This is a genomic window from Rhodococcus sp. 05-2254-6 (assembly GCF_002258565.1).
Lineage (GTDB): Bacteria > Actinomycetota > Actinomycetes > Mycobacteriales > Mycobacteriaceae > Rhodococcoides.
In genome coordinates this window covers 22,406-35,823 of the sequence record NZ_NOZF01000175.1, presented here as the reverse complement: position 1 = coordinate 35,823, position 13,418 = coordinate 22,406, and the positions used below count along the sequence as shown (strand labels likewise).

At 66.1% G+C, this 13,418-nt stretch carries 13 protein-coding genes; 7 read left to right on the top strand and 6 right to left on the bottom strand.

The genetic code is table 11. The features are described from left to right. Window positions 1-17 precede the first annotated feature (17 nt). On the bottom strand, window positions 18-797 hold the full coding sequence (locus CH256_RS24295) for a PIG-L family deacetylase (RefSeq protein ID WP_094641091.1): 780 nt from the start codon (window positions 795-797) through the stop codon (window positions 18-20). A gap of 62 nt (window positions 798-859) precedes the next feature. Between CH256_RS24295 and CH256_RS24290 the strand changes: the two genes are divergently transcribed. Both CH256_RS24290 and CH256_RS24285 read left to right on the top strand, forming a co-directional pair. Then, window positions 860-2,536 carry an alpha/beta hydrolase gene (locus tag CH256_RS24290; protein ID WP_179272210.1) on the top strand — a complete coding sequence of 559 codons (1,677 nt, stop codon included), beginning with the start codon at window positions 860-862 and terminating at the stop codon, window positions 2,534-2,536. Window positions 2,537-2,714: 178 nt separating this feature from the next. Continuing rightward, window positions 2,715-3,089: a nuclear transport factor 2 family protein gene (locus CH256_RS24285; RefSeq protein ID WP_094670917.1), complete on the top strand. Its 375-nt coding sequence runs from the start codon at window positions 2,715-2,717 to the stop codon at window positions 3,087-3,089. Window positions 3,090-3,333: 244 nt separating this feature from the next. Here CH256_RS24285 and menE read toward each other — a convergent pair whose 3' ends face one another. Then, complete coding sequence (gene menE, locus CH256_RS24280; RefSeq protein WP_218829160.1) at window positions 3,334-4,422, bottom strand: o-succinylbenzoate--CoA ligase; 1,089 nt, start codon at window positions 4,420-4,422, stop codon at window positions 3,334-3,336. Between the two features lie 147 nt (window positions 4,423-4,569). Between menE and CH256_RS24275 the strand changes: the two genes are divergently transcribed. Further along, window positions 4,570-5,931, top strand: coding sequence for a hypothetical protein (locus CH256_RS24275; RefSeq protein WP_094670935.1), 1,362 nt, complete (start codon window positions 4,570-4,572; stop codon window positions 5,929-5,931). A 105-nt stretch (window positions 5,932-6,036) separates the two neighbouring features. Next, window positions 6,037-7,320, top strand: a complete 1,284-nt coding sequence (locus CH256_RS24270; protein WP_256989532.1) for a sensor domain-containing phosphodiesterase — start codon at window positions 6,037-6,039, stop codon at window positions 7,318-7,320. Here CH256_RS24270 and CH256_RS24265 read toward each other — a convergent pair. The 3 genes from CH256_RS24265 to CH256_RS24255 are packed head-to-tail and all read right to left on the bottom strand — an operon-like array spanning window position 7,317 to window position 9,768. Continuing rightward, window positions 7,317-7,697, bottom strand: coding sequence for a VOC family protein (locus CH256_RS24265; RefSeq protein ID WP_094670911.1), 381 nt, complete (start codon window positions 7,695-7,697; stop codon window positions 7,317-7,319). The genes CH256_RS24270 and CH256_RS24265 overlap by 4 nt on opposite strands. A gap of 48 nt (window positions 7,698-7,745) precedes the next feature. Beyond that, window positions 7,746-8,867 carry a GGDEF domain-containing protein gene (locus tag CH256_RS24260; RefSeq protein ID WP_256989531.1) on the bottom strand — a complete coding sequence of 374 codons (1,122 nt, stop codon included), beginning with the start codon at window positions 8,865-8,867 and terminating at the stop codon, window positions 7,746-7,748. A 7-nt stretch (window positions 8,868-8,874) separates the two neighbouring features. Beyond that, window positions 8,875-9,768 carry a 1,4-dihydroxy-2-naphthoyl-CoA synthase gene (locus CH256_RS24255; protein WP_068046296.1) on the bottom strand — a complete coding sequence of 298 codons (894 nt, stop codon included), beginning with the start codon at window positions 9,766-9,768 and terminating at the stop codon, window positions 8,875-8,877. Between the two features lie 78 nt (window positions 9,769-9,846). Here CH256_RS24255 and CH256_RS24250 point away from each other — a divergent pair, with 78 nt between their 5' ends. From CH256_RS24250 to CH256_RS24240, 3 genes are read left to right on the top strand one after another with little or no spacing between them, the layout of a single operon-like run. Next, on the top strand, window positions 9,847-10,479 hold the full coding sequence (locus tag CH256_RS24250) for a PaaI family thioesterase (protein ID WP_068046293.1): 633 nt from the start codon (window positions 9,847-9,849) through the stop codon (window positions 10,477-10,479). Then, entirely contained in the window at window positions 10,476-11,447 is a 972-nt protein-coding gene (locus CH256_RS24245) for an o-succinylbenzoate synthase (RefSeq protein ID WP_094670909.1), read from the top strand. Before CH256_RS24250 ends, CH256_RS24245 begins: the two co-directional genes overlap by 4 nt. A 52-nt stretch (window positions 11,448-11,499) precedes the next feature. After that, window positions 11,500-11,943, top strand: coding sequence for a DUF6918 family protein (locus tag CH256_RS24240; RefSeq protein WP_094641098.1), 444 nt, complete (start codon window positions 11,500-11,502; stop codon window positions 11,941-11,943). Between the two features lie 51 nt (window positions 11,944-11,994). Here CH256_RS24240 and CH256_RS24235 read toward each other — a convergent pair whose 3' ends face one another. Then, window positions 11,995-13,392 (bottom strand): DUF2252 domain-containing protein, encoded by a 1,398-nt coding sequence (locus tag CH256_RS24235; RefSeq protein WP_068046318.1) that lies wholly within the window; start codon window positions 13,390-13,392, stop codon window positions 11,995-11,997. Between the last annotated feature and the right edge of the window lie 26 nt (window positions 13,393-13,418).

Sequence of the window (13,418 nt, the reverse complement as noted above, 5' to 3'; positions counted from 1 at the left end):
TCCGCCGTTCGGCCAGTTCAGAGCGGGAGTGAGGTCTCCGTGAGGCCGACGCCGCCCGTGCCGCGCAGCTTTCGGAACCATTCGGTACCGAAGGTGGAGGCGAGGTCCTCGACGGACATCTGCAGAAACGGTCCGAAGTCACCGACCTGTGTTTCGTGGGCCTCCATTGCACCCCGCTTCGCGTCCATGACGCTGGAGACGTCGACCACCGTCGTGATCTCGGTTTCCGGCAGACCGAACGTGTCCATGTCCGGCGGTGATGCCTCCTCGCCCCAGTGCGGATTGGCCTCCATCAGTCGGCGCATGTGGTCGCGGTTGGTGGTGGTTTCGTAGACGAATCGAGTGTCGGCGATCTCGGTGGCGCGCTTGCCGACGACGTGAACCTGGATGTGGTCGGGGTGCCCGTAACCACCGTTCGGGTCGTAGATCGTCACGACGTCCGCCTGCTCTTCGAGCAGTACCTCGGCCAATCGCTGTGCTGCGGTGTCGACGTCGACGTTGCAGAAGGCGTCCGGGTTCGCATTCTCCGGAGTACCGGCCATTCCGGAGTCGGCGTAGTGCAGCCGCACGACGCGGGAGACTCCGAGAACGGCTGCCGAACGATCCAGCTCGACGCGTCTGCGCTCGGCCAGTGTCTCACCGGCGGTGAGGATGCCGTCTGGAAACTCACCGAGGGCACCGTCGGTCGCGGTGACCAGGACGACGCGGTGGCCGGCATCGGCGGCGAGCCGCATGACTCCGCCGGTGCCGAATACTTCGTCGTCGGGATGTGCGTGGAAGCAGACCAGAACACTCATGCGGTGAATGCTTGCATGTCGAAGAGGGTGCAGCCCAGTCGGCGGGCAAATACGATCTGCGGATGACCACACAGCGGTCGGCCGTGATTCGTTCGTATTGGCAGGACTCACGAGCGGATCGGTACTGCCGTGCACTGCATCCCGTCGGGATCTTCTTCGCTCTGGTGTTCTTCGCGCTGTCGATGACTCCGTCGCTGCTGCCCAGGGTCTGGTATCTGCAGGCGGTGGCCACCGGAATCAGCGTCGCGATCGGATACGGCGTGGGCTGCCTGATCGCGTGGGTGGTTCGAATCTGCGGAGTGTCGCCGGACTGGTCGGAGCAGTGGCGTCGACGCGGGTGGTGGGCGCTGGCCGTGGCCGCGGTGGTGGTGATCCCGCTGTTCCTGATCCTGGGATCGTGGTGGCAGCAGATCGTCCGCAAGCTCGTCGGTGTGGAGGATCCCGGGAGGCCGCTGTACATCGCGGTGCTGGTGGTCTCGCTGGTGGTTGCCGTGGGAGTGCTCGCCTTGGGTCGTCTGCTGCGGCGAGCCACCCGTGCGTTGACGCGATGGGGCAAGCAGTACGTGCCGAGGCCGGTCGCGAGGATCGCGAGCGTGATCGTCGTAGCCCTGCTGGTGGTGTTCGCCGTCAACGGCGCGCTGATTCGCGGCATCGTGGCGGTCGCGGAGAGATCGGCCTCCACTGCGGACCGCGGCAACCACGAGGGCGTCGAGAAGCCCACCGCGGCCGAACTGTCGGGTTCGGACGCCTCGAACGAGGAGTGGGATTCCCTGGGGCAGGAGGGTCGACGCTTCGTCGTGTCCGGGGTATCGCCGGACGAGATCAGTGAGTTCACCGGAAGGCCTGCGGTGCAACCGATCCGTGCCTACGCGGGCGTGGAGTCCGCGGACACCGTCGAAGGCGTCGCCCAGCGGGTGGTGGCAGAGCTCGAACGTACCGGCGCATTTTCTCGCGCTGTGCTCGGTGTCGCGACGACCACCGGGCGCGGGTGGGTGAACGAGAACGTCGCTCGCCCTCTGGAATACCTGTACGACGGTAACTCGGCGATCGCGTCGATGCAGTACTCGTTCCTGCCGAGCCCGATGGCATTTCTCGCCGATCGCCAGACTCCCCAGGATGCCGGACGGGCCCTCTTCGAGGCGGTATACGAGGTGTGGAGCGAACTCCCCGAGGATTCGCGACCGAAGCTGGTGTTGTTCGGCGAGAGCCTCGGTGCCTACGGCGGACAGGATGCGTTCAGCGGCGCGCAGGACATTATCGCGCGCATCGACGGTGCCCTGTGGGTCGGCAACCCGAACTTCACCCCGCAGTGGGCCCGCATCACTGGTGGGCGCGACGCCGGATCCCGCGAGATCCTGCCTGTCATCGACGGCGGCGAGCACGTTCGTTTCGCCAGCTCGTCCGGTGACCTCGACATCGGCGGGCAATGGGAAGAGCCCCGAATCGTGTACTGGCAGCACGCATCCGACCCCATCGTGTGGTGGTCGCCGGATCTGATCCTGAACCGGCCCGACTGGCTACGAGAACCCCGCGGCGCCGACGTCGATCCCGGAGTGCAGTGGTTCCCGTTCGTGACCTTCTGGCAGTTGACGTTCGATCAGGTCTTCTCCACGAACGTCGACGACGGCCACGGCCACAGCTACGGAGCCGACGCGGTGAACATGTGGGCTGACATCCTCGAGCCTGCCAACTGGTCCGACGCGGACGTCGAGCGGTTGTACGAGAAATTGGCGGGCTGAGGCGTCGGCTGCTCGGTCGTTCGCCCACCCACCACCGGCGCAAATGCGCGCGCGTTTGCCGAACGCGCGCAGGTTCGCTACCTGCTGGCCGACGACTTCGCGTGCACCTGACGAACGCGCGCGCGTTCGTGCGTGAGGTATTCGTGCGTGAGGCGTTCGTGCGTGAGACAGTGCAGCAATGCCGCCTGCCTCTGCCGGTCGACCCAGCGTTGACAAAGATCTGTCGACAGTTCTCGCGCTGGAACGAGAGCTGCAGACTGCGGAGTGTCGACGCGATCGCGAGAGGCTTGCCCTCCTGCTCGCCGACGACTTCACCGAAGTCGGAGCCTCGGGAACGGTGTGGGACAAGTCGTCGATACTCGACTTGCTCGGCAGCGAAAGCCCCGTCGAGATCGAGGTGATCGAACCGATCGGGCGGGTGATCGGTGCAGATTGTGTACTGCTGCAGTGGATTTCGAGAACATCCGATGCGCGAGCTCGCAGAACCTCGCTGTGGCGACGCACGAACACCGGTTGGGAATTGGTGCACCATCAAGGCACGCCGCTCGAGTGACCACCACCGGCGCAAATGCGCGCGCGTTTGCCGAACGCGCGCAGTGTCGCCACCTGTCCGCTGACCAGTCCGCGCGCACCTGACAAACGCGCGCGCATTTGCGCTCAATCCGGAACCGCTGCGCTCAATCCGGAACCGCTGCGCTCAATCCGGAACCGCTGCGCTCAATCCGGAACCGCTGCGCACGATCCGGGCCGCAGTGCTCAACTCGAGACCGCTGCGCTCGGGCGAAATCCCCAGTCGCTCAGCGTTGTTCGAGCACCGTTCGCAGTTTCGCCCGATTCAGTTTTCCCGGCCCTCGTGTCGGCAGTGAGTCGAGGAGGAACAATTCTCGGGGTGCCGCGGTGATGTCCAGTGAAGCGGCGACGTGGGAGCGCAAGTCCGCCAATGTCACCGGGGCGCGGGCCACTACCGCGACCACCACTTTCTGGCCCAGGCGCTCGTCGGGCAGTCCCACGACGGCGCATTCGAGCACCGCGGGGTGGGTGGCCAGCGCAGCCTCGACGACCTGCGGCACGACGGTCAATCCTCCGGTCGAGATTGCCTCGTCGAGTCGCCCCGAGATGCTCAGAACGCCGTCGACGATGGTTCCGGCGTCGTCGGTGCGGAACCATCCCGGTTCGGCGAAGGCCGGGTGGTCGGGCAGTCCGCGGTATCCCGAGGCCAAGGTTTTTCCACCCAACACGACCCTGCCGTCGTCGATACGAATCACTGTGTTGCGCAGTGCAACTCCGTCGTACACGCAGCCGCCGGCCGTTTCGCTCATTCCGTAGGTCCGCACCGATCGGATTCCCGCGTCGTGTGCCTTCTGTCGCAACGGAATCGGTGTTGCCGCCCCGCCCAACAACACAGCATCGAGCGAGGCCAACGCAGCCACGGCCTCGGGGATCTCGAATGCCTTCACCAACTGCCCTGGAACCAGCGACGTGTAGCGCAGGGGCCCCGACATCCGGCCGATCGCGTCGATCAGAGCGGTGGGATCGAAACCTCTCGACACGTCCATGATGACGGGCGAGGTTCCGGCGAGCACACTGCGCAGCAGCACCTGCATTCCGGCGATGTGGTGTGCGGGCAACGCCAGCAACCACGACCCCGGTCCGCCGAGTCGCTCCTCGGTGGCCGTTGCCGAGGCCACCAGCGCAGCGGCCGACAGCATCGCTCCCTTGGGAATGCCCGTCGTTCCGGAGGTCGCGACGACCAGCGCGACGCCGTCGTCGATGGGTGTTCCCGGTGCCAAGGCGTCGTGCAGGCGCTCGGTCTCACGCGGATCGTCGGCCGGCACGGGAAGCAGGGCCGGGCCGTCGCCGGCGAGCATGCGGCTCAGCCGCGGCATGATGTTCGCCGCTGCCGGTCCCGACGGAATGGATACGCTCTCGAGCACGGACTCGAGGCTAGTCGCCGGGCTCGAACCAGGACGGGCGCACCTGTCGGCCCGGCGGTTGTCACCCGACGTCGAGTTGCTGTGGAACAGTGGAACATCGTGAAGGGATCGGGCATGGACGACGCGGTGTGGGCAGCTCTGTCGTACTTCGATTCCGTCGATCCCGCGCTCGCCGCCGATGCGCGCCTGGGGTGGGACGGTCTGGTCGAGGTGTCTCCGCCCGCGGGTCCGACGCAACATTCCGTGCAGACCTACCTGTGGGTGTATCTGCGCCACGCGGCCGAGGGGCCCGAGCGTGCGGTCGATATCGCCCGTGCGCTCGGCGACCTACTCGACCGCCTCGGACGCGTCGGATACGCGGAGATCGCTCGGAGTGCCGTCACCGAGGAGCTCGTGCGAATCGCCGACGATGCCGTGTGGTTGCAGCACTACCGCGCTGCCACCGAACAATCGGGTATCGGTGCCGTCGATACCGATCTCGTCACTTGGCAGGACGCTCCGACCGGCGTCGAGCGGGCCATCGTCGAGAAGATCGGCGAGACGTTGGAAGTTGCGACCATCGCCGGTGAGTTCGAGCCGTCCAAGCCCGGTGGGCGACCGCTCGGCACCAACGCGCAGGCCATGCGCCGACGCGGCGTCACCGATGCTGTGCTGACGTCCGATCGAGGTAAGGACGACTCCGAGGCCGTCCTGCTCGAGCAGCTTCTCGACCACCGGATCGACCTGTGGAGCAACTACAGCGCACCGAGGGCCGAGCTCTATCTGGGGCTGCGCGAGACGCTGCACGAGGCCGCCCAGCCCGTGTACGGCTGCGTGCGCAGGCTGGAAAGCTTCATCGGATGCATCGGCGACGGTGTCGGATTGACCGACGCCGGGTATCTGCCGGACGAGCTGGTGGCGACCATTGCGACCACGGTGTTTCCTCCGGCCGAACGTCCCCTGCACATCGGCCGCGAACTCGACACGGAGAAAGTACTGACTGTCCGACGCCTCCTGATGAGGGTGCGTCTGCTGCGTCGTTCCGCCGGGCGGTTGGTACCGACGGCACGTACACGGCAGCTCAGCTCCGACGGGCTCTGGCGCGTGCTCACCGCAGGCATCGTCGGCACCGAATATCACCCGGACACGATTGCCGCGGAGGTGGTTCTGGCACGGATGATCGTCGGTCACGAGGTGACCGACGTGGACGCGACAGCAGACGACCTCGCGCGTCTGCTGCGAGCCGAAGGGTGGACCCATTCCGGTGAGGAGCCCGCTGCCGAGCACGCCGAGCCGCTGGCGCGGACCCTGATCGCCGAACTGGGTGCCCTCGGAGCGTTCGAGCCGACGGAACCGGGCGCGTCGGGACCGGGTGTTTCGGGACCGGAGCCGTCCGGTTCGGTGGCGACCGAGGAAGGCAAGCGACTCGCCGCAGCGGTGCTGCGGCATCGGCTGCTGCACACGCGCTATCCGTCGTTGTAACCGCTCCAGGTTGGGCTATCGGTCGAAACTGCAGATCCGGCACGGTTAAACTCGCCTGGATCCGGTTCCAGAACGGGCCCGGCTGGTCGTTGCGAGGTGATGCCGGTGGACGGTGAGGTCGCGGACCCCGCGCGCTCCCAGTCTCGCCGGCAGAGCGACTCCGCCCGTCGCTACCTCGATTTCGAGGCGACGACGCCTGCTCTGCGATCGACGGTCGAATTCGCCGCACGCAGCGTCGGATTCGCCATCGCACAGCTCAACGTGCTCGACGAAGACACTCAGTACACGCTGGTCAACATCGGTGGACCGCCGGTGTCCACCGTCGTGCGAGCCGACACCCTGTGCGACGACGTGGTGCGTTCCGGCGAACCTTCAGTCGTGGCGCACGGTCGCGTGCACGCCACCACTCGGCAGCGCGCCATTCTCGACGAGAACGGCATCGCGTCGTACGCGTCGGTTCCGCTGCGCGGGCGAGAGGGCCTGGTCATCGGCACCCTCTGCCTGCTCGATCGCACGCCCCGTCCGCTCTCCGGTGAGCAGATGCAGGAACTCGAACAGTTCGCGTCGGTGCTCGAGGAGCAGCTCGATCTGCATCGCCGCGTCGGATCCGGCGTCATCCGGCTGGGCAGCGACAACGACATCGCCGACTCCATCGCCGACGGTCACATCGTGCCCTGGTTCCAATCGATCGTGGACTTGCGCACCGAGGAGATCGTCGGCTTCGAGGCATTGGCGCGGTGGCACCACCCCACCAGGGGGATGGTGGTGCCGGCGGATTTCGTACCGTTCGCCGAGGCCAGCGAACTGATCATCGACATCGACCTCAGCGTGCTCACTCAGGCCGCTGCCGAAATGAAGAAGTGGCACGTCCATCGTCCGGACCTGCGACTGACCGTCAACATTTCCGGACGCCACCTCGCCCATCCCGACGGCGTCAGTCAGCTGCAGCGTGCCATCGCGTCCTCCGGGGTGTCGCCGTCGTCGATCTCGCTCGAGCTCACCGAGACCACTGCCGTGACGCCGGGGCCACTGCTGCGCAGGCATATCGACGACGTGCACCGGCTCGGCTTCCGGGTGTTGCTCGACGATTTCGGCTCGGGCTGGTCTTCGCTCGAACGACTGGTGACGCTGCAGCCCGACGGCATCAAGATCGACGGGCATCTGACGAGGTTCGTCGACACCGTGGCCGGACGTGCCATGATCAGGTCGTTGGCCGGAGTGGCAAAGGATCTCGATCTGACGATGATCGTCGAAGGCATCGAAAGTCGCGAACAAGCCGATGCGGCCCTCGAACTCGGTTGCACGTTGGCGCAGGGATATCTGTGGTCGCGGCCGCAGTCGGCAACGGCAGTGCTTCGCACGATCGCCGACGGCGTGAAAGACCGCTAGCGGTTGTCCTTACGCAACGGGTGATCCTGTGGAATCTGCACCAGCACGATGGGAATCCCGTCCGGATCCTCGATCCACATCTCGACCAGACCCCACGGCTCGGTTCGCGCCTCACGGACGATCTCGATGCCGCCTGCGGTCAATTCCTCTGTAGCAGAACCGATATCGCGTACCTGCAGCCACAGGGCACCGGAGAACGACCCCGATTCGTCACCGCGATGGTGCGCTGCGACCTCGATCAGTCCTTGCCCCGCGAAGAACACCGTCCCGCCGGGGTATTCACGACACACCGCCAACGACAGACCGTCACGGTAGAACGCGAGAGTCCTCTCGTAGTCGACGGGTCGCAGAATTGTCCGAGAAGCGAGGATGTCCACCCCGCATGGATACCACGGTCACCCGAGGTGGTTCCGCAGGCTCGACTCTCACAGTTCGGTCGTCGCGATTCGGTTACCGCCGGCAGCCTTCGCCTCGTACATCATCGAATCCGCCATCCGCGTTGCCCGTGTCACGACGTCGATGTTCTGATCCCACACCGGTGAACCCGCGTGCACGATCGCAGCCCCCACGCTGACCGTCACCGCAATCGGATCCTCGGGATCGCGCAGTGCCCGGCGCACCCCGTGGACCAGTGCATCGATGTGCAGTCGTGACGTCGAGACGACGGCGAGGTACTCCTCCCCGCCGGTGCGTGCGACCACACCGTATTCGCCCAGATGTGCGCGTAGACGTTGGGCGACGCGCACGATGACCGCGTCGCCTTCCTCGTGCCCGTACAGATCGTTCACCGATTTGAACCGGTCGATGTCGATCATCACCGCCGCGGAGCACTGATCCTTCTCTCGGCCGCGTGGCCACACATCGTCGATGGCAGCGTCGAGACCGCGACGATTGGCCAGGCCGGTCAACGGATCGAGCAACGAACGACGCGCATCGTCGGTCAACATGGTGATCAACAGATGCGAGACGAGCGGAACTGCGGCGATCGTGAGCAGCACGACGTTCGTCCGGAAGATCAGTGATGCGATGTCCACCTCCCCGCGGGAGTACGTCGCTGCGGCGGTAACGAGAGTGCATGTCACCGCGAACACCAGGTGCGCCAGCAGCCAGCGGGGGCTGAGGCAGAACGTGCAGAACGTCCCGATCACGGCGAACAGCGTGCACGTCAGCAGGGCGTCCGTGAGCGGGTTGATCCACAGCGTCGACGCCGTCCCCAGATCGGCGAAGACCGCAAAAGCCACCACCCCGAGCCGGCCGGGAAACGGTCTGGTGATCCAGGCCGTGCTGACGGCCACGACCATGACGATCAGAGCCGATTTCCAGGCGATGGCGAGCGGGCTGCGTGTGGTGTCCTCGGAGAACAACGACACCACCGCCAGCACACCGAAATTGAGCGTCAGGCATGCCAACACCCACCGGATGATTCTTCCGGCGGGCCGGGAGTTCTGGAAGTCCGCCATCCAGCGATAGTCGTAGGGCTGGGTGAACCAGGCTCGCAGAGCGCCCGCAGCACTGTGGTGGTTTCGGCGGTTCGACGTCGAAATCACCGGTAGGTCAGAAGTATCGGGGGAACGGCGACCAGTCGGGCTCGCGCTTGTCGAGGAACGCGTCGCGACCCTCCACGGCCTCGTCGGTCATGTAGGCCAGGCGGGTGGCTTCACCGGCGAACAGTTGCTGACCCACCAGGCCGTCGTCCTGCAAATTGAAGGCGTACTTCAGCATTCGTTGTGCCTGAGGTGATTTCGCGTTGATCTTCGCAGCCCACTCGATTGCCGTGTTCTCTAGCTCTGCGTGATCGACCACCTTGTTCACTGCGCCCATACGGTGCATCTCCTCGGCCGAGTACGTCTCGCCGAGAAAGAATATCTCCCGGGCGAACTTCTGACCGACCATCTTGGCCAAATACGCACTGCCGTAACCACCGTCGAAGCTGCCGACGTCCGCGTCGGTCTGCTTGAACCGGGCATGCTCGCGGCTCGCGAGGGTCAGATCGCACACCACGTGCAGGCTGTGGCCGCCGCCCGCTGCCCAGCCGTTGACCAAGCAGATGACCACCTTGGGCATGAAGCGGATGAGGCGCTGCACCTCGAGGATGTGCAGGCGCCCGGCGCGGGCCTTGTCGACGGTGTCGGCGGTCTCTCCGTCTGCGTACTGGTAGCCGCTGCGTCCGCGAATGCGCTGGTCACCGCCGGAGCAGAAGGCCCATCCGCCGTCCTTGCTGCTCGGCCCGTTGCCGGTGAGTAGAACGGTCCCCACATCGGAGCTCACCCGAGCATGTTCGAGCGCTCGGTAGAGCTCGTCGACGGTGTGCGGCCGAAACGCGTTGCGAATCTCGGGACGATCGAACGCGACCCGGACGGTCGCGTCGGACACGTGCCGGTGATACGTGATGTCGGTCAGGTCCTCGAAGCCGGGAACGGGACGCCACAGTGCTGGGGTGAAGGTCACGGGCGTCAGCTTAGTGCGGGCCGACGCCGGATCAGGGCTGGGTCCGTGCCGACCGGTCGGTGCAGCTAGCGTGCAGTCATGACCGACCCGATCGAACTGGACCGCGATTACGACCACCACGGAGGCTTCCCGCGTTTCGTGCCTGCGAAGGTGGGCCCGGAGTACGGGCAGCTGCTCGAAGCGCTGCGCACGGTGCAGGACCTCGCGGTATCGACCTCGTTGCCGGCCGAGGTCACCCAGGCGGCGGCAGACAAAGCCCGTGAACTGATCGAGCTGCTGACCCCGCACGTGGTGGCCGAGGGCCGCCAGACCGCCGGGCGCGTTCCGCGTCTGCCGGGTCGAGGCTCGCTGCTGTTGATGCCGTGGATCATCGAGAAGATCGACGCCGACGGCGTCCGCAGTCGGGGCATGTTCCGTCGTTTCCATCTCGGGGGAAACTCCGCAGCGCACGGCGGCACCCTGCCGCTGCTGTTCGACGACCTCTTCGGCCTCATCCAGCACGCCTACGGCAGGCCCATCAGCCGGACGGCGTATCTGCACATCAACTACCGCAAGGTGACGCCGCTCGATACCGAGCTGGTCGTCGAGGGTGCGGTGGATCGGGTCGAGGGACGCAAGACGTTCATCAACGCTCGGCTGACCGATCTGGACGGCAACCTGCTGGCCGACTGCGAGGCGTTGATGGTGCAGTTGCTCCCGGGGCAGCAATGATTCCCCCGATCGGCGATGTGCTCGACGGTGCACACGTGCTCTCGCTGCCGATGCGCACCAAGTTCCGTGGCATCACCACCCGTGAGGTGATGTTGATGCGCGGGCCCGCCGGTTGGGGTGAATTCTCACCGTTTCCCGAGTACGACGACGCGGAATCGGCCCCGTGGTTGGCGTCGGCGATCGAAGCCGCGTGGGACGGCCCGCCGAGTCCGCTGCGCCGACGCATCCCGGTGAACGCGACGGTCCCGGCGGTAGCGGCCTCGGACGTGGCGTCGGTGCTGAGCCGGTTCCCCGGGGCCGAGACGGCGAAGGTCAAGGTAGCCGAGAAGGGGCAGACCCTCGCCGACGACGTCGCACGGGTGCGCGCGGTGCGCGAGCTGGTTCCGCGGGTACGGGTCGACGCCAACGGGGGTTGGAGCGTCGACGAGGCGGTTGCGGCTCTCGCCGCCCTGACCGCCGACGGTCCACTCGAGTACGCCGAGCAACCGTGCGCGTCGGTGCCGGAGTTGGTCGAAGTGAGGCGTCGGGTGCGCGGGGTGCGGATCGCTGCCGACGAGAGCATTCGCCGGGCCGAGGATCCGATGAAGGTCGTCCGCGCAGGCGGAGCCGACGTCGCGGTGCTCAAGGTCGCTCCGCTCGGTGGAATGCGGGCGCTGCTCGAGCTCGCAGGCGAACTGGGGGAGTACGGCGTGCCGGTGGTGGTGTCGAGTGCGCTCGATTCGGCCGTCGGTATCTCGGCCGGTTTGGCCGCAGCTGCTGCGCTGCCACATCTCGAATTCGCCTGCGGTCTGGGGACGGGCGCACTGTTCGTTCGAGACGTCGCAGCCGCACCCGAGGTGATCGACGGAACGTATCCGGTCGGCAGCCTCGAACCCGACGCCGAGGCCCTGATCGAGCTCGATGCGGACGCTGATCGCACGCAGTGGTGGATCGATCGAGTTCGGCGCTGCCACGCGCTTCTGCGGTAGTCTTGCGCCCGGTCCGCGTGGGGCCGCTGACATATCTGGGAGGAACTTCGAAGTGGTTGCTGCACTCAAGGATTCACTGCTCGACGAGTCCAAGGCCGACGCGCTGCGCGCCGATGTCCTGGCTCTGATCGACGCCGAGGTCGCAGACAAGAAGGGTGCGAGCGGGCTCGCGGTCAAGGGGGGATACGGCGCGGTGAAGAAGGTCGGGCCGTCGTACATCGACAACGCGGTCTCGGCTCTGTGGCCCGATTTCGTCGACAAGCTCGACCCGTTCTGGCAGTCGTACAACGCTGCCCCGCAGGGCACGTTCGGTCAGTACCTGGCCGCCAACGGCGACGCCGCATCCGACGCACTGCTCTCGGTCACCGATGCCCGCATCGAGGAAACCGACAAGTCCGTCGTGAAGAAGTTCTACGGCAGCCTGCGTGGCTCGGCGAAGAAGAACGTCACCGAGGCACTGCCTCGGGTGGGTGACCTGGTCGCCAAGCACGCCTGAGCGGCTTCGCCGCATGTGAGTGGAAACTCGTAGCCTGCTACGAGTTTCCGTTCACATGCGCGTAGCGCTCAATCGCTCCCAATCGGCTTCCGTCTGATCCGCGTACAGCTGCGCGAAGCGGCACAGCGCAACCTCGAGGGCATCGGAATCGCCGGTGTAACCCGAGATCATCGACGCGCCACTGGTGCGCGCATGTCCTTTGGCCAGCAGTCGGCCCACCACCCGTGCGTAGTCGACCAGAGCGGGCGCATCGATCGACGACAGGTCGATCGTTCCCTTCATGTTGCGGAATTGGCGCACGTAGTACTGCCTTCCGGCTATGGTCGTCCAGCCCAGCAGCGGATCGCTGACGGTCTGCAGATCCTGCTGATACTCCACGACCCGCTGGCCCTGGTGATCGTGCCAGGCCGATTCGCCGTGCACGTACGGCGCGAGCACCGAGCGTCTGGCCTGCTTGAGCTGCAGGAACACCACGTCGTCCTCGCTGGTGCCCTCCAACAACGCCACGTACGCCCGCAGGCCGACGCTGCCGACGCCGACGACGCGGTGCGCCACGTCGATCAACGTGTATCCACCGAGCACTCGACGCCAGTGCGGGGTGAGGGTGAGCAGGTACTCGTCCAATCCGACGGCGAGGAGTTCCTCGTCCCGCGCCGAGATGCGGGTGGTGATCGGCGGCTCCTCGACGATTCTTCGCTTGCCCTCGTGCTTTTCGGTGAAGCGCGGCAGAACGCGGTCACTGGTGCGTCGACGCGCCTTCTTGGTGGCGCGTTTGATCTCCTTGCGCAGCGACCCCTCGGTGGCGTCGCGCTGCAGTTTCTCGGCCGTCAGGCGCTGGAACGAACGCGACATCAGTGGCTCGTCGGCAAGTCTGGCCACCTCGATTCGGTACGCGGACACGCAGGCGGTGACGGCGTCGCGGCACTGGTCCTCGGTGCGGCCGTTCTGCCGGCCGGCCACCCAGATGCTCGCGGCGAGGCGTCGTAGATCCCATTCCCAGGCTCCCGGGTGGGCCTCGTCGAAGTCGTTGAGGTCGATGACGAGGTCGCGTTCGGGGGAGGCGTAGAAGCCGAAGTTGCCCAGGTGCGCGTCGCCGCTGATGACCGGGTTGATGCCGGTCGACGGCAGCATCGCCACGTCCCGGGCCATGACGATGGCCGTGCCGCGCAGGAATCCGTAAGGGGATTCGACCATCCGCTCGAGGCGCGTCGGGATCAACCATTCGATGCGGCCCTGGTGCGAGTATTCGATCTGCTTGACCGGGTCGGGTCGATCCGCCGGTGGGGTCCAGTCACCCAGGGAGGCGATCGGTACCTTCTCGCGGAGGCGTCGACCCAGTTCGTAGCGTTCGGCGCGGGGGAGAGGACGGGCGCGCAGCGAGGCGAACGATGCGCTGTCGACATCTACCGAGTCGGTGACGACCGTGTGACCTTTTCCCAAGCCGGACATGTGAGATGACACTAATCCGTCCTCGG